Annotated in this window: 19 protein-coding genes; 9 read left to right on the top strand and 10 right to left on the bottom strand. The window is 43.8% G+C overall.

All coding sequences use genetic code 11. The features are described 5' to 3' along the window. Positions 1-25 precede the first annotated feature (25 nt). From ABT56_RS07050 to uspE, 6 genes are all read left to right on the top strand, one after another. The gene (locus ABT56_RS07050; RefSeq protein WP_047878133.1) at positions 26-517 is read left to right on the top strand and encodes a FixH family protein; all 492 of its coding nucleotides are present in this window, start codon (positions 26-28) and stop codon (positions 515-517) included. Then, positions 514-2,904: a heavy metal translocating P-type ATPase gene (locus ABT56_RS07045; RefSeq protein WP_047878132.1), complete on the top strand. Its 2,391-nt coding sequence runs from the start codon at positions 514-516 to the stop codon at positions 2,902-2,904. Before ABT56_RS07050 ends, ABT56_RS07045 begins: the two co-directional genes overlap by 4 nt. Then, the gene (ccoS, locus tag ABT56_RS07040) at positions 2,897-3,097 is read left to right on the top strand and encodes a cbb3-type cytochrome oxidase assembly protein CcoS (RefSeq protein ID WP_047878131.1); all 201 of its coding nucleotides are present in this window, start codon (positions 2,897-2,899) and stop codon (positions 3,095-3,097) included. Before ABT56_RS07045 ends, ccoS begins: the two co-directional genes overlap by 8 nt. Beyond that, complete coding sequence (locus tag ABT56_RS07035) at positions 3,087-3,764, top strand: sulfite exporter TauE/SafE family protein (RefSeq protein WP_047878130.1); 678 nt, start codon at positions 3,087-3,089, stop codon at positions 3,762-3,764. Before ccoS ends, ABT56_RS07035 begins: the two co-directional genes overlap by 11 nt. A gap of 75 nt (positions 3,765-3,839) precedes the next feature. Then, positions 3,840-4,595, top strand: coding sequence for an FNR family transcription factor (locus ABT56_RS07030; protein WP_047878129.1), 756 nt, complete (start codon positions 3,840-3,842; stop codon positions 4,593-4,595). A gap of 254 nt (positions 4,596-4,849) precedes the next feature. After that, positions 4,850-5,791 (top strand): universal stress protein UspE, encoded by a 942-nt coding sequence (uspE, locus tag ABT56_RS07025; RefSeq protein ID WP_047878128.1) that lies wholly within the window; start codon positions 4,850-4,852, stop codon positions 5,789-5,791. Between the two features lie 50 nt (positions 5,792-5,841). Here uspE and ABT56_RS07020 read toward each other — a convergent pair whose 3' ends face one another. From ABT56_RS07020 to ABT56_RS07010, 3 genes are all read right to left on the bottom strand, one after another. Next, complete coding sequence (locus ABT56_RS07020; protein WP_240478271.1) at positions 5,842-6,204, bottom strand: hypothetical protein; 363 nt, start codon at positions 6,202-6,204, stop codon at positions 5,842-5,844. A 194-nt stretch (positions 6,205-6,398) separates the two neighbouring features. Then, on the bottom strand, positions 6,399-7,292 hold the full coding sequence (gene ttcA, locus ABT56_RS07015; protein ID WP_047878127.1) for a tRNA 2-thiocytidine(32) synthetase TtcA: 894 nt from the start codon (positions 7,290-7,292) through the stop codon (positions 6,399-6,401). A gap of 206 nt (positions 7,293-7,498) precedes the next feature. Further along, positions 7,499-8,677: a D-alanyl-D-alanine carboxypeptidase family protein gene (locus ABT56_RS07010; protein WP_047878126.1), complete on the bottom strand. Its 1,179-nt coding sequence runs from the start codon at positions 8,675-8,677 to the stop codon at positions 7,499-7,501. 310 nt (positions 8,678-8,987) lie between these two features. On the opposite strand from ABT56_RS07010, the gene ABT56_RS07005 reads away from it, so the two are divergent. Both ABT56_RS07005 and ABT56_RS07000 read left to right on the top strand, forming a co-directional pair. Continuing rightward, positions 8,988-10,472, top strand: a complete 1,485-nt coding sequence (locus tag ABT56_RS07005; RefSeq protein WP_047878125.1) for a carboxypeptidase M32 — start codon at positions 8,988-8,990, stop codon at positions 10,470-10,472. Positions 10,473-10,649: 177 nt separating this feature from the next. Further along, positions 10,650-10,940, top strand: coding sequence for a hypothetical protein (locus ABT56_RS07000; RefSeq protein ID WP_047878124.1), 291 nt, complete (start codon positions 10,650-10,652; stop codon positions 10,938-10,940). A gap of 79 nt (positions 10,941-11,019) precedes the next feature. Here the strand turns inward: ABT56_RS07000 and pepT are convergent, their stop codons facing one another. The 4 genes from pepT to ABT56_RS06980 form a co-directional block, all read right to left on the bottom strand. Continuing rightward, positions 11,020-12,249 carry a peptidase T gene (gene pepT, locus ABT56_RS06995; protein WP_047878184.1) on the bottom strand — a complete coding sequence of 410 codons (1,230 nt, stop codon included), beginning with the start codon at positions 12,247-12,249 and terminating at the stop codon, positions 11,020-11,022. A gap of 118 nt (positions 12,250-12,367) precedes the next feature. Continuing rightward, a complete protein-coding gene (locus tag ABT56_RS06990) occupies positions 12,368-13,615 on the bottom strand; it encodes an ABC transporter substrate-binding protein (protein WP_047878123.1) in 1,248 nt (415 codons plus the stop codon). After that, the gene (locus ABT56_RS06985; protein ID WP_047878122.1) at positions 13,615-15,069 is read right to left on the bottom strand and encodes an ATP-binding protein; all 1,455 of its coding nucleotides are present in this window, start codon (positions 15,067-15,069) and stop codon (positions 13,615-13,617) included. The genes ABT56_RS06990 and ABT56_RS06985 overlap by 1 nt, the downstream gene beginning before the upstream one ends. Then, positions 15,066-15,770, bottom strand: a complete 705-nt coding sequence (locus tag ABT56_RS06980) for a response regulator (protein WP_047878121.1) — start codon at positions 15,768-15,770, stop codon at positions 15,066-15,068. Before ABT56_RS06980 ends, ABT56_RS06985 begins: the two co-directional genes overlap by 4 nt. Before the next feature lie 206 nt (positions 15,771-15,976). On the opposite strand from ABT56_RS06980, the gene ptsG reads away from it, so the two are divergent. Beyond that, entirely contained in the window at positions 15,977-17,416 is a 1,440-nt protein-coding gene (ptsG, locus tag ABT56_RS06975) for a glucose-specific PTS transporter subunit IIBC (protein WP_047878120.1), read from the top strand. A gap of 72 nt (positions 17,417-17,488) precedes the next feature. Here ptsG and ABT56_RS06970 read toward each other — a convergent pair whose 3' ends face one another. Genes ABT56_RS06970 through ABT56_RS06960 form a run of 3 tightly spaced genes read right to left on the bottom strand, consistent with a single transcriptional unit; the run spans position 17,489 to position 19,746 of the window. Then, positions 17,489-18,151, bottom strand: a complete 663-nt coding sequence (locus ABT56_RS06970; protein ID WP_047878119.1) for a DUF2987 domain-containing protein — start codon at positions 18,149-18,151, stop codon at positions 17,489-17,491. A 3-nt stretch (positions 18,152-18,154) separates the two neighbouring features. After that, a complete protein-coding gene (locus ABT56_RS06965; RefSeq protein ID WP_053062401.1) occupies positions 18,155-18,949 on the bottom strand; it encodes a glucosaminidase domain-containing protein in 795 nt (264 codons plus the stop codon). Then, complete coding sequence (locus ABT56_RS06960) at positions 18,946-19,746, bottom strand: membrane protein (RefSeq protein ID WP_047878182.1); 801 nt, start codon at positions 19,744-19,746, stop codon at positions 18,946-18,948. Before ABT56_RS06960 ends, ABT56_RS06965 begins: the two co-directional genes overlap by 4 nt. Positions 19,747-20,026 lie beyond the last annotated feature (280 nt).

The following is a 20,026-nucleotide window of genomic DNA, read 5'->3' as shown; positions in this document are numbered from 1 at the left end:
TTCAAAGTGTTATAGGTAATTTCTTATGGGAAAGCCATGGTATAAGCAGTTTTGGCCTTGGTTCGTCTTTGCCATCCCTGCCATTTCAATTTGTTATAGCCTAACTGCCGTCTATATTTTTTCACAAAACAAGGTCGACCTTGTGGCTGAGGACTACTACAAAAAAGGCAAAGCCATCAATCTTGATTTGTCTCGTCTACGGGTGGCTGACGCACTAAACCTCAAAGCTAAAGTCGCCGTTCAATCCAAGGAAATCACCGTCTATTTCAATAAAGGCGAGCTAGATAACAATCCAAACTTGCGGGTAACCTTCACACACCGTACTCTGGCTGATAAAGACTTTACACAAATGGTCAGTGCTGATTTATCAGGAACTTATCGCTTCGAATCTCAATTGCCCCTTGAAGGCCCTTGGTTTGTAGAAGTAGAACCATTTGCAGGAGACTGGATGTTGCAAGGTCAGGTAAACCTTCCTACATCCGACCCGATTTCGCTGTACGGGCAGAACAAGGAATGACTAAAGACTGTTATCACTGCGGCGATCCTGTTCCACAGGGATGCTGCCATCAAGTAGAAATACTAGGGGAAATGCGCGAAATGTGTTGCCCTGGTTGCGAGGCTGTTGCCACGACGATTGTTGAAAGCGGCCTAACCTCTTATTATCAATACCGCACTGCCCCTGCTGAAAAAGCCGATCTTGTACCTCAACAATTACAGTCGTTATTACTCTATGATCATGATGAAATTCAACAGGATTTTGTCCGCAATACCGGGAATGATAAAGAAGCCACGTTATCATTAGACGGCGTATCATGTGCAGCGTGTGCATGGTTGATTGAAAAACAACTGATGCGCGAAGACGGTGTGCGTTCAATTCGCGTAAATACGACTACTCACCGTGCACTATTAAGCTGGGATCCCAAGCAAGCAAAGCTGAGTCATCTACTTAGTGTTATCCATCGACTTGGCTATAAAGCCGCGCCCTTTGAAGCCGATGCGCACGAACAAATGTATCACCAAACAATGAAAACATACCTCTACCGGTTAGGTATTGCGGGTATTGCCACTATGCAGGTGATGATGTTAGCCGTAGCACTATATTTCGAGATATTTGGGGATCTCGATGCCGAGTTCAAAAGTTACTTACGTTGGGTTAGTCTGATTTTCGCAACCCCCGTACTTCTTTATTCAGCACTGCCATTTTATCTTAACGCTTGGCGTAATCTCAGAGCTAAAACACTCGGCATGGATGTTCCGGTTTCGATAGCACTGCTCTTTGCTTATGTTGCCAGCCTATACGCTACTGTTATGGAAAAAGGTGAAGTATTCTTCGAGTCCATCGCCATGTTCACCTTTTTTTTGTTGCTGGGCCGATTTCTCGAAATGCGGGCTCGACGACATGCTGCCGCAGCCAGCGCCAACTTACTCAAATTAGTACCGGCAATGGCAACATTAGAAGATGGATCGCAAATTGCGGCCAAAACATTAAAAATAGGTGACACCGTCACAATTTTACCAGGTGAAAGCCTACCCGCTGACGGGGTAATCACCGCGGGGCAAACAGCAATTGATGAATCAATGCTAACAGGGGAACCCATGCCTGTTGTCCGACATATTGGTGACACCGTTTATGCCGGCACGATCAATGGAGAAGGCAACATTACACTCAAAGTAATTCAGGACAGACAAAACTCTTTGATCTCCAATATCGTCCGATTGCAAGACGAAGCGCAAGTATCCAAACCCAAAGTTGCTGAAGTCGCTGATATTGTTGCCCGCTACTTTGTGGCTGCCATCTTAATTATTTCAGCCGGTACATGGCTTTACTGGCATCAACAAAAACCTGACGATGCACTGTGGATCACCCTTGCCGTTCTTGTTGCAACCTGCCCTTGTGCCCTATCCTTAGCAACACCCACCGCACTAACATGCTCTACATCAAGTCTAGGCCGTTTGGGAATATTGCTTCGCCGGGGACACGTTCTTGAAACACTATGCAATGTTAACCAGTTAGTCATAGATAAAACCGGTACTGTTACCGAAGGCAATATACGTATTGTTGAAACACTGGTATTTACTCATCATTCAAAAGAATACGTCACACAATTGGCTGCGGAGCTTGAGCGTTTTGCCAATCACCCGATAGCCAAAGCATTTGCAACTTTTAGGGCTGAAAGCCCCCTATTTAGCCACGTTGAAAACGATATCGGTAGCGGATTAGTTGGTGCTCTTAATGAACAGCAATGGAAAATAGGCAAAGTAAGTTTCGCGCTAGACACCGAGACACTCGACACACTTAACCTTACCGAAGCAGAACAATTTCAGGTTTGGCTGAGTTGCAATGGCTCACCGGTCGCCGCATTTAAGCTCGATGATCCAATTCGTGAAGACAGTGCTGAACTTATAAAGCAATTTCAAGCAGCTGGTATTAAAGTAACGATGTTAACGGGTGATCATTCCACGGCAGCACAAACCGTTGCCGAGAAGCTCAACGTTGACAACCTCATCGCAGGGGCTAGTCCTAAAGGAAAGCTCGAATATCTACGCAGCCTTGATGATCGAGATGTGGCACTAATGGTAGGAGACGGCGTCAATGATGCTCCGGTTCTGGCCGGTGCGCATTTGTCTGTGGCAATGGGTGGCGGTACCGATGTTGCTAAATCATCCGCAGATATGGTTCTGCTTGGCGATCAGCTTTCTCGCCTGCTTAAGGCTCGCCAACTGGCACTGAAAACTCGGAAAATCATCCGTGAAAACCTAGCATGGGCTTTAGGGTACAATTTAATCATACTGCCTCTTGCTGTTGCCGGTTTTGTGGCACCTTATATCGCGGTTGTCGGAATGTCTGCTAGCTCGATCATTGTTGTGTCAAATTCTTTAAGGTTATTAAAAGAACATGGCTAGTCTTTACTTGTTAATACCAATTGCGATCATTTTAGTCTGCGTTGCCGTTGGCATTTTTATCTGGGCGGTACGCAACGAACAGTTCGAAGATCTTGAGCGTCAAGGGTATGACATACTATTTGATGAAAACGATCCGATAAAAAAACCTACAAAAACGACATCATCCAAAGAAAAGCATAAAGATGAACATTGATTTCTACGCAGCATTTGCCATCGGCCTGATGGGGGCTGGGCATTGCCTAGGGATGTGTGGCGGAATAGCTGCAGCCATTACTTTGGGGATGCCACAGAAACAGCAACAACAACGCTGGCCCTATCTCGCTTTCTATAACATAGGCCGTTTGCTATCTTACATGCTTGCTGGTGGGATTATCGGAGGTACATTTTCCCAGCTAGCTGATTTCAGTGGTTACAGTAGCGCGTTAGTCTACCTGCGTTTAATTGCTGCTATCATGATGATTTTATTAGGTTTGTACATCGGGCAATGGTGGTTAGCAGTTAGTAAAGTAGAGCGAGTCGGTCAATTCTTATGGCGTTTTATTGGCCCTAAAGCCAATAAAATGTTACCGCTATCCTCTCCAATAGCAGCCCTTCCTTTTGGTATTCTTTGGGGATGGTTACCATGTGGGCTTGTCTATTCAACCCTTAGTTGGGCTGCTGTTTCTGGTAGTGCCCTGTCGGGGGGGCTTGTCATGCTGGCTTTTGGCCTAGGCACACTCCCTGCGATGCTGGCCGTAGGAACGATGGCCCAGCAACTGCAACTAGTTTTACGTAACCTCTACTTTAGGCGTGCAAGCGCCTTGCTGTTATTGTCGTATGGCGTTCATACTGGTTATATAGCAATCAAACAACTAATGTAGTCATTTTTAATACTCGTCATAATGATTCATATTATGTTAAAATATTGACCTACATCAAATTGGTTAGACAGGCTTATGATTTCAGACAAACTTACAACCAAACGTATCCAATCAGGCGGATGTGCAATCCACTGTCAGGATTGTAGTATCAGTCAGTTGTGCATCCCATTTACGCTGAATGAGTCTGAATTAGATCAGTTAGATCAAATTATTGAACGTAAGAAACCAATCCAGAAAGGCCAAGAGCTTTTCAAGGCTGGTGATGAGCTTAAATCGCTCTATGCTATTCGTTCAGGCACGATCAAAAGTTACACCATCACAGAGCAAGGCGACGAGCAGATCACTGCCTTCCACCTTGCCGGTGACTTAGTTGGCTTTGATGCGATTAACGAAATGATGCACCCTAGCTTTGCACAATCGCTAGAGACATCGATGGTTTGTGAGATCCCATTTGAAATTTTGGATGACCTGTCAGGGAAAATGCCAAAACTGCGTCAACAAATCATGCGTTTGATGAGCAATGAAATCAAAGGTGATCAGGAGATGATCCTATTGCTGTCCAAGAAAAATGCCGAAGAACGTTTGGCTGCATTCTTGTACAATCTATCACTGCGTTTTTCTCAGCGCGGTTTTTCGCCTCGCGAATTCCGTCTAACCATGACTCGTGGTGATATTGGTAATTACCTAGGACTTACTGTTGAAACAATCAGTCGCCTACTAGGCCGTTTCCAAAAATCAGAAATGCTAAGTGTTAAAGGTAAATACATCACAATCCTTGACCATGAAGCACTAGCCAAACTTGCTGGAGTTAATAAGAGCGCCGCTTGCTAACACGCTGACGCCTTCAACCTCCACAAAAAGTGATACGAGCTATGAGCCGTATCACTTTTTTTGTATTAACTCTTCGCCTATCCTCCCCTTCTCCTTTCCAATACGTTACAGTTATTATTACTAACTCAGACAACATTGTTACCAATTGGTTACATGCTTGAGGGTAAAAATACCGTAAACTCAGGCAGTTTCTACAGCTTTATAGCGGTTTTCATTGACTATTTGCCAGCACATTAGGTGTAAGGGGGCAAGTTATGAACAAATACAACAATATTCTCGTTGTTGCCGATCCGGCTCAAGACCATCAACCAGCATTGTCTCGGGCTATTCACCTTGCCCGAAATGCAGAGGATGTGACAATTACCCTCTTTTTGGCTATTTACGATTTTTCCTATGAAATGACATCGATGCTGTCAGCGGACGAACGACAGGCCATGCGTCGGGGTGTTGTCATGCAGCGCGAAGCATGGCTAAAAGACATTATTCGCCCTTATGTTGAAGAAGGTTTCAAGATTGAGTTAACGGTGGTGTGGCACAACCGTCCTTACGAAGCAATTATCGCCGAAGTATTTAGCAAAAATCACAACATGATCATTAAGGCAACCCATGACCATGACAAACTAGGGGCTGTCATTTTTACACCAACGGACTGGCATTTACTGCGAAAGTGTCCTTGCCCTGTGCTGTTAGTGAAAGATCACAGCTGGCCAGAAAACGGGAAAATCTTAAGTTGCGTCAACCTTGCTGCCGACGATGAAACCCACGAACACCTCAACGATAAAATCGTTAATGAAGGCAAGGCTGTCTCTACCTTACTGAATGCAGAACTAAATTTAGTTAATGCTTACCCAGCTACCCCTGTCAACATCACCATTGAGTTGCCGGAGTTTGATCCTGCTTCTTACACAGATGCTGTTCGTGGTCATCATTTAAAATCAATGAAAGCATTGCGTCACAAACATGGGTTGCCTGAAGAGCAAACGCATGTCCTTGAAGGACTACCTGAAGATATTATTCCTCAAATGGCCGCCGATCTTGATGCGAAAATTGTTGTACTAGGAACAACAGGTCGAACCGGGCTGTCCGCAGTCTTTATCGGGAATACTGCAGAACATATCATAGACCAGCTAAATTGTGATTTATTAGCGTTAAAACCAGATGGCTATGTCAGCCCTTTAAGCCCTACTCTTGAATAGAACCAAACAAGCCCCACTTTAATTTAAGTGGGGCTTGGTGCATTTTGTCACTACCTAAACTTTACAGACTGAACAGGTTTAACCGTACGGCTATCGGGCTTCTCTTCCATATCAGCAAGTTTTTTCACTACACTCGTCACAAACAATTCACCGCGAATTTTTTCGCAGTATTTTTTACTTATCCCTCTGCGACTCCATTCACTGGCAATAGCAAATCGGCTTTGTGTCGATTTACGTCCGTAGGCATAAGTTTCACAGATTTCAAGATTGGTCATTTGCTGGGGTGTTTTAGTAACCGTGCCACTTCTCATTCCGAGCTTTTCTGATTGTTGGGCAGAACAACCATTCAGAAATACCGCAACACATACCCCCAATAGGGCCATTTGTGATTGGCGAGATGAAAATAAACGCATAAAAAATACAGCTCTTTATGATGGAAAGAAAAAGACGTTGTGAATGATAAATATAACTGATAAATCAGGACTATACCTGCTTTATTGTACAGAATTTATCAAGTTTGGAAGGCAGGCGGAGAATGTATGGTATTGCAGAAGATAGAGAAAATCAGGGAAGAGGCAGATATGCCCCTTCCCGACCCAAGCCATTATTAGATGTTTGTTACATCAATAAACATTGATTCATCGATATTGGTTGATGAAACAACGGCTTCATTGAACTCATACTCTTCACGATCGCCTTCGCGATCCAGCGGCAGATTGATAAAATCAAAAATGGACTTATCTGCAAGCTGACTTGGGCTAACGTTCTGAATTGACTTAAAGATATTCTCAACTCGGCCCGGTGTTTTCTTATCCCAATCAATCAGCATCGCTTTAATTGCCTGACGCTGAAGGTTTTCTTGAGAACCGCATAGGTTACAAGGAATAATCGGGAATTCTTTGTGCTCAGCGTATTTGATCAGATCTTTTTCACGACAGTACGTCAGAGGACGAATAACCACATTTCGACCATCGTCAGAACGCAGTTTTGGTGGCATCGCTTTCATGCGAGAGCCGTGGAACATATTAAGGAATAGCGTCTCCACGATGTCATCCAGATGGTGACCAAGTGCAATTTTCGTTGCACCGATTTTCTCAGCAAACGAGTACAGCGTACCACGACGTAGTCGAGAACACAGGCCACAAGTCGTTTTACCTTCCGGCACCTTCTCTTTAACTACAGAGTAAGTGTCTTTATCTACGATGTAGTAAGGAATGTTCAGGCTTTCAAAGTATTGAGGCAAAATGTGCTCAGGAAAACCTGGCTGCTTCTGATCTAGGTTAACAGCAACAACATCAAACTTAATCGGTGCAGCCTTTTGTAGATTCAATAGGATATCGAGCATCGCAAATGAATCTTTGCCACCACTGATACATGCCATAACAACATCATTTTCTTCAATCATGCTGTAATCAATAATGGCATTGCCAACATTTCTCCGCAGGCGTTTCTGGAGTTTGTTGAATTCAAGTGTCTCTTTTCTTGTATCTGTCTGATTCATTACGACTTCTCACACTATCGACTACGTCGACTGTAGATTTCCTAAGTGGATTCTTTATAGGGCGTGGATTATACGGATTTTTCTTTGCGGTTGAAACAGATCTTGATCGTCAAGTTGCTTCACCATGACAGATTCATAAAATTACTTATAACCAAAAAGAGCCGCAGAGCGGCTCTATGGTATGAGTGTCGGTGATAACTAATGGGTTATTTAAACAAACTCAAGAAAAACATCTTGATGTAGTCAATAATTCGGCCGAAGAAACTCCCCTCATCAACCGACTCCAATGCAACCAGCGGTACTTGTGCAATTTCTTTGCCGTCGACTTCATAGAAGATATTGCCGACCACATCCCCCTTATTAATAGGAGCAACCAAATCGCCGTTTAATTCAACGCTTGCATTGAGTTTTTTCGCATCATTTCGTGACAGGGTCACGTATGTGTCGTCCATCGTACCTAGTGAAATCTCACTGGTATTTCCCATCCAAATCTTCTCATTAAGAAGCTCCTCTCCTTTCTTATGCGGTGTCAATGTCTGGTAAAAACGGAAACCATAATTCAATAGCTGTTTACTTTCAGCTTCACGGCTTTTGGTACTGCTTGACCCCATAACGACAGATATCAAACGCATATTGCCTTCAGTCGCCGAGCTGGCCAAACTGTACCCAGCACCACTGGTATAACCGGTTTTCATTCCATCAACATTAAGGCTTCGATCTCCAAGCAAGCCATTGCGGTTACGTTGCGTAATATTGTTATAAGTGAACGAACGCTCGCTATAAAGCTTATAGATATTAGGCAGATCATTGATTAAAGCCTGCCCCAGCAAAGCAATATCATAAGGCGTGGTATATAACTCATTACTATCAAGACCATGAGGGTTGGCAAATGATGTATTATGCATATTCAGCTTTTTGGCCCAAGAATTCATCAAGCTGACGAATGCACCTTCCGAACCAGCCACATGCTCTGCGATAGCAACACTGGCATCATTACCCGATTGAATTATCAGCCCTCTATACAGATCCATCATATTCACTTCGGTGTTTACCTCTATGAACATTTTCGATGAATCAGGAAAATTGCGAGCCCAGGCATTGCGGCTGATGACCACTAAGTCTTCCTCGCTGATATTTCCTTGCTTCATTTCTTGACCGGCCACATAACTGGTCATCAGCTTAGTCAAGCTAGCCGGGTTCAGGCGCTCATGCGCATTCTTTTCTACCAACACCTTACCGGTATGGTAATCCATCAATACATAGCCTTTAGCACCCAATGTTGGCGCATCAGGCACAACAGTAGGCGCCGCAATGGCGGCTTGGCTGGCAATTAAAGCAGAACTGACAGCGAAGGCAGTAACAAGAGAAGTCAATTTCCTTTTCATTTTCTTTAGCCACTAAGGTTCATTACAGCAATTAAACTTAACGCAGTATAACCAAGTAAATGGTTATCTTTTGTTAGCTTTACGAAGTCTTACGATATTGTAAATTCGTTTACATCTACTCTGAGAATAGAACCACGGCCTGAGGTCAATAATATTAATTTATGGGGCGTACTTCACACAAAGAACAGCAACCCTCTTAATGCATTATCATGCGTATATTTTGCTTCTCTATTTATCGGGCTTGTTGAAAAATACCATAAGAAAGGTTTACAGTGGTGTTTTCTGATACAAGTCAACATAAGGATGGGTAATGACTTTTTATCAACAATTAGAACAGCATTATAAAAAGATGGCGAAGCTAGAGCACCTTGCCGCAATATGCCGCTGGGACCAAGCAACAATGATGCCAGAAGGAGGTAACCAAGCCCGTTCTGAAGCATTAGCAGAGTTAGCCGTTCTTCATCATCAACAAGCAACTGATATCAAACTCAAAGTATGGTTCTCGGAAGTTGACAGAGAACCCCTATCGAAAGAGCAACGCGCCAGCGTCATTGAGATGAAACGTCAATGGCAACAAGCTAACTTGCTGCCTAGCGACCTTGTCGAAGCCCAATCGCTTGCCGCAAATAAGTGTGAGCATGCATGGCGCAGTCAACGTGGTAAAAATGATTGGCAGAGTTATAGTACCAACTTAGAAAAAGTCGTAAAACTTGCCCGCCAAGAAGCACAGATACGCGCAGATGCGACAGGACTAAGCCGTTACGATGCCTTGCTTGATCTGTACGAGCCGGGAATGACCAGCAAGCAACTTGATATTCTTTTCGATGAGGTAAAAAGCTGGTTACCTGAGTTGATTGAGCAAATCCAAGAAAAACAAATTCATGATCAGGTTATCCTTCCTCTAGGCCCCTTTCCTGTGGCGCAGCAACAACAGCTAAGTTTAGCGATGATGGAAAAACTCGGTTTCGATTTCAATCATGGAAGGCTGGATATCAGTACTCACCCGTTCTGTGGCGGAGTGCCGACCGATGTACGTATAACAACCCGCTATGATGAAAATGATTTTACTTCAGCGCTTATGGGCGTTATTCATGAAACGGGCCATGCACGCTACGAACAAGGTTTACCCGAAAAATGGTCAGGCTTACCGGTAGGGAAAGCCCGCTCAATGGGAATCCATGAATCACAAAGCCTATTTTTCGAAATGCAAATATCTCGTAGCGAAAACTTCATTGAGCTCATCGCCCCTGCTGCCGCTGAACAGTTTAACCGCATCGATGATCCCGCAATCACAGCCGAAAACCTGACACTGCTCAATACACGAGTCACACCTGGATATATTCGTGTTGATGCCGACGAAGTCACCTATCCAGCTCATGTTATTCTGCGCTATGAAATAGAACGCGATTTAATTAACGGCCATATAAATGTTGCCGATATTCCGGAGTTATGGGACAGGAAAATGTCTGAATACCTCGGATTATCAACTAAAGGAAACTTTACTGATGGCTGTATGCAAGATATCCACTGGAGTTTTGGCAGCTTTGGCTATTTCCCCTCTTATACACTGGGGGCCATGTATGCAGCCCAATTTATGGCTGCCATGTCGAAAGAAATGAATGTTGCTAATTTGATCCGTGAGCGCAATCTTCAACCGATTTTTAACTGGCTCGACCGCCATGTATGGAAACGAGGGTCAACAGTATCAACTGAGCAAATTTTAATAGATGCAACGGGCGAAAGCCTTAATGCTTCGTACTTTAAAGAACATTTAATCGCACGATACCTCAACTGATCTCCTCCCCTGGCCAATCCTTTTTGGTCAGGGATTCTTATGCTCGTCCAATTCAACTCACACTTATACAAGAACGCCCTCGACAATAGCACTCATTTTCGTGACCAATGCCACAGGTTGAGTATCCTTCATGGGTATATACTATTGATGATATAAAAGATATGGCTTAGGAGCGACATCATGAGATACGAAGCAAAAGATTTGAACTACAAAGGGGAATCTTGCGGTGTGCATAACTGGATCACCGATGAAGGCCATAGTTTTTACTGGCACCCAGATTGGCTACACATCGCTGAAGATCAAACCGGACTCCATGCCAAGCAGCAGTTAGATATTACTGATGATGAAAAAGGTACTAAGCAGCATGCCATCACAGCAATTATCAAACATTTGAATAACTGGATGGTTGACGAACTAGAAAAACACACCGAAATTCAAGATCAAGCAAAGCTCTACGATAAAGACTAACAAAAACGCCCTGACAATCTGTCAGGGCGTTCCTTTATTTGCTATTTGCATTCACAATGCAAGGCAAAGAACCCTACGCTTATGCGTAGTTTTTTGCGGTATTTTCAGCCAGCTTCACAATCACTTTTACAGCCTGCTCCATGCCTTCTACTGTAATAAATTCATGAATACCGTGGAAGTTATAACCTCCAGTGAAAATGTTCGGGCACGGTAAGCCTTTGAAAGATAGACGCGCACCATCTGTACCGCCCCGGATTGGTTTAATAACCGGCTTTACATCACACTCAATCATCGCTTGCTTGGCAAATTCAATAATGTGTGGATGTGGCTCAACCATTTCACGCATGTTTGAATAACAATCAACGATTTCTAGGCTAACGCGGCCTTTATCCAAACGAGTATTTAGTGCATCTACTTTCTCTTGGATCAGTGTCTTACGTCTTTCTAAGCCTTCTGAATCAAAATCACGTAGGATATAGTGCAACTTAGTTTTGGCTACGCTTGGCTCCATCGAGACAAGATGGAAGAAACCTTCGTACCCTTCAGTACATTCAGGTGTTTCTTCAGCCGGCATAGTCACTTGGAATTGAGCCGCAATATTCATGGCGTTGATCATTTTGTCTTTGGCTGTGCCTGGGTGCACATTGACACCATGGCAAGTCACATAAGCCGAAGAAGCATTGAAGTTTTCAAACTCTAGCTCACCAACCGGGCCGCCATCAATAGTATAAGCCCACTGCGCATTGAACTTCTCAACATCGAAAAGATTCGCGCCGCGCCCGATTTCCTCATCGGGTGTAAAACCAATACATATATCGCCGTGTTTAATTTCTGGATGGGCAATCAGGTAAGCCGCAGCTGTAATAATTTCAGCAATACCCGCTTTGTTATCAGCACCTAGCAAGGTTGTCCCATCAGTAGTGATGATGTTATGTCCGTGCAGCTTGTTGAGGTCTGGGTATTGAATCGGCGATAGCACTTCATCACCAACACCCAGAGCAATATCACCACCTTGATAATTCTCAACAATTTGTGGTTTCACATTTTTGCCCGATGCATCCATCGCTGTATCCATATGGGCAATAAAACCAATAGCAGGAACGTCATGCTCCACATTCGATGGCAAACGAGCCATCACATAACCGTTGTCATCCAAGCTGACATCAGCCAAACCTAGTTCAATCAACTCATCTTTGAGCTGCTGTGCTAATACACGCTGTCCTTCAGTACTTGGACACTGGGCATTGGCAGAATTTGATTGAGTTTCAAAGCGTACGTATCGTAAAAATCGCTCAATTAGCTGTTCCATATCCCACTCGTAATGTTCGATAAAAATCAATTCGCAGGCAAGTATCATAGCTAAACCGGCAAAATGAATTGCGATGAATCAGTTTTTTTTAAATTCGCAGAAGAAAATACACGTTTTGTTACATGTGCATACCCACCTTCACATTTTGCATGTGCAAGATGACATCATCGGGAGTCATTGATGGATCATTGAAGAAACGGAAGAGTTCACTAGAAACGGCTTTTTCGATCACCGAACTCACTGCCATCGAATCAATAATACTAGGCATTAATGTGCCGGTTTTCTCACTCGCCAAAAAGTCATCTCTCGCTTTTAGCGAACAAGAATTGAACCCCTCGACAGATACATCACGGAAGGCAGGAATTGAACCTTTACGTTGGTTGAATTTAGATAAAAAATGAGGGTCAGAGAGCAGATTTGCAACAGCTAATGCCTGCTCGGCACCAAAGGTGGGTTTCTTGAAAAAGGCAAAACTATCAATATTATAAATAAAGCCAGATTGATATGCAGGGGCAACATGACATTGGATAAACGATGGGAACTCGCCATTTAGAGCCATGAGCTCCCCTGCGACCCAATCGCCAGAGATCTGAAATACACGTTCACCTGCCATCAATGATCGCGTCGCTTCTTCCCAGCGCTGTTTCGTCATGTCAGGCAACACGATTTCACTAATTTGCCTAAATATAGTTAACGCATCGTAGGTTATCTGGCTTGTCAGCGTTGCTTCATCCATTTCAATAAATGCTTTTCGATAATAGCTCGGCCCACCTAAGCCAAAAGCTATGTTTTCAAAAAGTTGAACAACCTGCCAAGGTTCATTGCCCATCGCTAAGGGGGCAATCCCCCGCTGTTTTACTACCTTGAACGTCTTGACGACCTGAGGCCATGTTTGCGGAACAGACAGCCCTAGCCTTTTCAGTAGTGGCGTATGGATCCATAACCAATTCAAACGATGAATTGTCACCGGCAAGGCAACGTATTCATTATTGAGTTTATGAATATCCCTTATTGTTAATGGTAACTTTCGATCCCAATGCGCTTCATTAGCAACAGGGTTAACATTGTGCAGAAACCCCAACGCAGCCCAGGATTTAATAGCGGGCCCTTCTAGCTGTACCATATCTGGCGGGTTACCCGCTATTGCCCTTGCTTGAAGTATCGATTTGGCCATTTTTCCCCCACCGCCAGGCACAGCCACGCTTGCCAGCACAATGTCATGCTTTCCAAGCTGTACAGCCACTTCATTGGCGGCATCAACTTCTCCTTTTGATGTCCACCAATGCAAAAACTGTAGTTCTTGCTGGGCATGTACAACACTTACATACATGGTACTGATTAGAATCAGCCAGCTAATAGTTTTCATTACAGCTCCTTCGATAGCTGGATTGACACTTCGAGTCCGCCTTGCGAATGATTCTTTATCTGCAAATCCCCCCCGTGAGTACGGGCTATGCTTCTTGCTATCGTTAACCCTAACCCACTTCCATTGGCATCATTGGGATGTACCCTGTAATAAGGTTCAAAGACTTTTTCTAGTAACTTTGGATCAATGCCAGGGCCGTAATCTCTAACATTTAAAATCAAGCTTTTAGCCGTCTCATTAAAGGAAACCGATACATTGCGACCATACTTCACGCCATTTTCAATCACATTGTATATACAACGTTTTATCGCAACGGGTTTACCCATGTAGCTAGGGATATTGGCAATATCGTCAGCCAATTCAACAAGCGTCTCCTGCCGATTAAAATGATCCGCACATCCCATAAGAAGCTCTTCAATATCGATATCAATTGGGTCCTCGTGAATGTCTGTTTCCCGGATGCACTGTAGTGCCCCGTTTGTCATCATCTCCACTTCATTGAGCAATTTTTCAAAGCGTTCTTTCACCGCCTCATCCTCTAGCATCTCGGTACGTAGTTTTAATGCCGCTAGCGGTGTCTTCAAATCATGCGATATGGCACTAAAGAGCATTTCCCGATCACGGATATAGGATTTAACGCGATTGTTCATTTTATTGAATGCATGTACGGCGGCGCGCGTTTCCCTGCTACCCGATTCATCAATCGCCATCACCGACAGCTGCGTTCCCATCAACGTTGCAGCTTTGGCCAAAGCACGTATAGGCCGGAACTCACGTTGTAATAACCAGGCGGTACACAACATCAGTAGCAAAGAGGTCAATGCGAGGAATACCAACTGCCTTGCCTCCATAAACGACGTAGACAGCGAGGAAAACGGAATAGGCAGTACTGATGCTATATAGAACCACTCTTGAGGCGAGAGCTGAATTTGAATGACTAAAATCGGCAAGTCTAGCTCTCCAAGCACCAAACTATACTTGGTCCAGATCTCTGGTAGCTCATCAAGTTGAAGCGCAGAATTAAACACCCTAACCGACTCACGTTGGGTCACGGCAACCGCGATATTGGGCGGTGATTTTAGTTTTTCACGCAATGATGCAGCAGCAACATCCGACAGCCAATTAGTCAATGGTAAATCGGTGACGTTTTCATTCGGAATATAGCGATTATTGATCGAAATAAAAAAACGGCTACCGCCGGCATCCATTAATTGATTCAATATCAAATGACGGTAATTAACAGGAAGCAATTGGAAATATTGATAGGTCTCTATAACAGAATCAACCATGGTATGAATGATCTTATTGGCATTATTTTTTTTTACTTCTTCATTATCAAAATACCATACAGCGCCAGCAACAAGCTCGGCAATAACAATCACAATTAAAAGTGTGCTACTCAAACGAAACGTTATTGAATCAAAAAATCCGATTTTACCGCTTCTAAATTTCATAATTCTTGTACATATTCAACCGCCAACATATAGCCTTTATTTCTGATCGTCAGAATAATAGACCGCTGGTGGTCATGAAGATGCTTTCTTATCCGGCTAATTTGTACATCGATCCCACGCTCCATGGGTTCAGCATCCCGCCCCCAGACACATTGCGCTATATGATCACGACTAATTACCTTATTGGGTGATTGAAGAAGTAGTGTTAACAATGAAAAATCAGCCCCTGACAGTTGAACAACCTCGCCTGTGCGGTGTATTAGTTGACGTTTGACGGTATCAAAGGTCCAATCAAGAAAGGCAATCCGACGGCTGATTGCTTGGCTCGTATGATAGTGACTGCGCCTAAGCAGTGCTTTGATACGAGCTAGCAACTCTCGAGGGCTGAACGTTTTCGTTATGTAATCATCGGCTCCTATTTCTAATCCGGCAATTCGATCAGCCTCTTCGCATACGGCTGTTAACATGATAATAGGCACATGGGAATGCTGGCGAAGCTGGCCACATAATGTCAGGCCGTCATCGCCGGGCAACATGATATCTAAAATGATTAAATGCGGAGCTGTTTTACTGATTTTCTGCCACATCTCATCACCATCGGCAGCGGTGATGACCATAAAACCAGAACGACTCAGATAGGCGCTGAGTGCCTCCCTGATTTCTTCGCTATCATCAACAACCAGTATTATTTTCTGATCCATGTAGGTTCTCTTTTATTACCACACTCTATCTATATAAAAGCTCAGCTAAAATATAAAACCTTCAAGTTAATTAATTTGACCGAGATAAAATTTTATCTTCATTTGTAAGCAACCTCTTACAATGCAATAACCAAATGTAACCTTCAGCATTTTATTATTCGGTAGTCTGCATACTGAACATGAATAACCACATAAGGATAATGAATATGTTCAGTACAACTTTCGGTATTCTACAACGCATTGGGCGATCGCTAATGCTCCCCGTGGCCGTGTTACCAATAGCGGGGTTACTGTTGGGGATAGGTTCGGCTAATTTTAGCTGGATGCCCAACCTTGTCTCCGACATTATGGCTATGTCTGGTGATGCGGTATTTAGTAACTTAGCGCTCATTTTCGCAATAGGCGTCGCTCTGGGTCTAAGCGATAACGATGGTGTTGCCGGTTTGGCAGCAACTGTTGGCTTTGCCATCCTGACGGCCACAATGGGGGTAATGGCAAAACTTCACGGTATAGAAACAGCAACGGTCATCGGTATTCCAACCATTAACACTGGCGTATTTGGCGGCATCATTATCGGTGCTATTGCAGCAATGCTCTATAACCGTTTCTTTAATATAAAATTACCCGAATATTTGGGCTTTTTTGCTGGTAAACGCTTTGTACCTATAGTTACGGGTATTGCTGCTATCGCTCTGGGTATCATGATGAGTTATGTTTGGCCACCAATCGGTAATATGATCGATCAATTCTCCCACTGGGCGGCCTACCAAAATCCAACGCTGGCATTTGGTATCTACGGTTTCGTCGAACGCTCTCTGATCCCATTTGGCCTGCACCATATCTGGAATGTCCCCTTCTTTTTCGAAGTTGGTGAATATGTAAACCCAGAAACAGGGGAAGTCATCAAGGGGGAAATTCAACGTTATCTCGCGGGCGACCCAACGGCAGGTAATCTCGCTGGTGGCTATATGTATTCCATGTGGGCGTTACCTGCAATTGGCTTGGCGATTTACCGCTCAGCCCGCCCAGAAAAACGGGCTCTTGTAGGCGGTATAATGGCCTCTGCGGCACTAACATCTTGGCTAACAGGTATCACTGAACCGATGGAATTTTCCTTCCTGTTTGTAGCACCGGTACTGTACGTTATTCACTGTGTTCTCACTGGGATTGGGTTTGCTATCGTAAGTGCTCTCGATATTCATCACAGTGTCACTTTTGCTCATGGCGCCATTGATTTCCTTATCTACTACCCTCTATCAAGCAATGCTTGGCTGTTCATCTTAATTGGTCCGCTATGGGCTGTGATGTACTACGGCATATTCCGCTTCATGATCACTAAGTTCAACCTAATGACACCGGGGCGAGAAAACGAGCAAGATGAAATTAGTCAGGTCGCTGAAATTGGCAACGAGATGGCAGCACAATTGATAAACGCATTGGGTGGTAAGAGTAATATTAAAAATGTTGATGCGTGCATTACCCGCCTACGTGTTAGCCTTCATGACATCAAACAAGCCGATATCAAAAGAATTAAACAACTGGGGGCTCGTGAAGTTTTAGTGATTGGCGATAACCTTCAAGCTATCTTTGGGACTCAATCCGACCATATAAAAACAGAGATCAATCAGGTGCTACTCACGAGTTAGTGCCATTAACAATGGCAATTATTTCCCCCAAATAAAAACCCGAGCATGGCTCGGGTTTTCATAATATGAAGATTAGTCTCTAGGCAACCAAGGGGTTACTTTGACAATCTTTGAGGGAAATGTAATTTGTTCATCAATAGCCAAATCAGACAGCTTAATCACGGCTTTTTTCTCGTTAACCGGAATACGCTGTCCATTTGCTAAAGGAACAAAATCCAATGGCTGTTCGGCAAGGTGAACAACCACACCACTGACTTCTGGCATGAACCAATCTGAAAACATCCCACCGAGATCAGAGAGCAAACTTTGCATCTGAGGAACTAAACGTGTGACATCAGCTTGCGTCATCGTTGTTGAAAAACGGTCTTTTGCTATAACCTGCATTGACATATCACAGGTGATTCCATCATCAATAACAAAAGTCACATCAGGGTTCGCCTGACGCAAATTTTTATCAACAGGAACATCCAGCTCGTAAGAACTCGGAATCACCAACGCTTCATAATGCTCGTCTTTTTGCATCCAGCCACGATGTACTTTACAAACAGAGCCATCTTTTTGGTTTAACAAGAAGAACGCCATTTTGACATCGTCATGCCCTTCTTTAACGTTCTGCTTCAGTTTACCATACAAAGTGCTATAGCGGATCTGGATATCTTGAGCCGAAACATTTCCTGTATATACAATTGCACTCGTCGCTACCAAACCAACCATTAGCCAATGGTGTACTCTCATCCTTTATCCTTGGCGCCAATACTCATTATTATGGCGGATCATTGCCTGTATCTCTTCTACATAGGCACTACCGCGCTCTGAATAGCGAATCAGTCCTTCAGCCAATTTAATTCCAGTCACCGTTTCTCCCATCTGCCTTTGAGAGGCACGAATTTCACGCAACTCTTTATAGGCACGGTTGGTATTCACGTTGCTAAAATAGGCTTGAACAGACAAGTAAGGTGTCGCAAATACCGCTACTTCATGGTCGGCACCGTCATTACGGGCAGAAGGTACTAAACCGCAGCCCTTACGATAACACCATTGACCAAAATAGTTGTTCCCCTGAACTGCAAAGCGTGACGTACCCCAACCTGATTCATTAGCTGCTTGGCTAAGTACCAATTCTTGCGGCAAGGTGTCGACTCGGATCAGAACCTCTGACAACCACTCAGGTGTGACGCTGTCACCTTGAACCGGCAGTTTATATACCGCAGCCAATTTAATGGCATAGGCCAAATCTTCACCATCAACAGGCTTGCCTGCCTCAAGTGCTGTAACCAAACCAAGAAGAAATTGGCGTTCTTTCTCTATGCGTTGATTCTCATGGATAACCGCTGGGCGGAGAAAATCGAAGAAAGCCGCTTTTTTCTGTTTAACATCTTTATAGGCGGAAAAATCAGGTTTGCTACTTGCTGCCTCGGCAGCAAGTGGCAATTCTTCTGAAGGCTGGGACTTGTTTGGAGTGTCCTCACAGGCTGTGAGGCTGGTTAGAAATGCAATAAGAGCTATAGATTTTGTTTTATTATTTTTTATCACGCGTTGAAAACCTTAGGATCCTCCTGTTCGTCAGGAGCATCATCATCGTGACCTTTCTTAACGTTGGTCACTTGTAGTGTTATGCCAAAAAGGTTTCGGTAGATAATGGCCTTTACATTGAAAAAGAATGGAATCGTCCAGATAAGGCCAAGACCTGCCGTAGCAAATGATACAATAAACATTGTCAGGATAACGACAAAAATTGCAGTAAATGGCAGCAACTTACGGATTGTCGCTAGCAAAGAGAACTGAATTGCCTTCAGTGGCGATATTCTTTTCTCACATACCAAAATAATGGCCATGCTAAATGCCATCGTCAAAAATAGCCCTATCGGTGGCAGTAGATTACTTGCGATGCCTTGAATCGACGATGCCAGCAATACCGTTATAATACTAACTAACGTAAAGCTAAATCCTTTCACTAATTGTGTTGGCTTACTCGGCAAACCAACCGCATGATTCAGCGCCATCATGCTAACTCCGGCATACAATGGTGCGCTAAGAACATCAGCCCAAAAATTGGCCATGTAACCGGCATCAATAACATTAACCGGAATCTCTCCCCCGTTAACTACAGCATCGAAGAACACTGAGGCACTCCCAAGCTGTACATGCAGGCCAACCAGCAACAATGCAACTTGTGCCAAGAACAAACCAATCACGGCTGGAACAAACGTAAAATAATTTTTCGCTGTTATTCGCCAGGCTTCTTGCAGGACGTCTAAAGAGCGTAATTCAATCTCACCTTTCAACGCTTTTTCAATCGACCCGCCGATTTTGAATGTTTTGTTGTTCATGGCTTCCACTAAGTTTCATATTCAAGAACAAAAGATTGTACGACACAGAGACAGGATAGATAAATAGTCCGCCGTTCAAACTCTGTTCAACGAGGCGCGAATAATCCCAATCAGTGACAACATCTTATAGCAAGTACACTATGATTAATGAATCGTTATTCCGCAAGGAATACGAATTGGACATTGATTTTTAAGTACTTTTTAGTGTGTATAGGTAACGCTATTTCATGAGGTAATGACAGCCCTTCTTTTAGTGCAAAATTTGTCTAAAAAAAGGGAA

It is taken from the genome of Photobacterium aquae, from assembly GCF_001029445.1.
In the GTDB taxonomy this organism is placed as follows: Bacteria; Pseudomonadota; Gammaproteobacteria; order Enterobacterales; family Vibrionaceae; genus Photobacterium; species Photobacterium aquae.
This window is presented reverse-complemented; position numbering and strand designations above follow the sequence as displayed.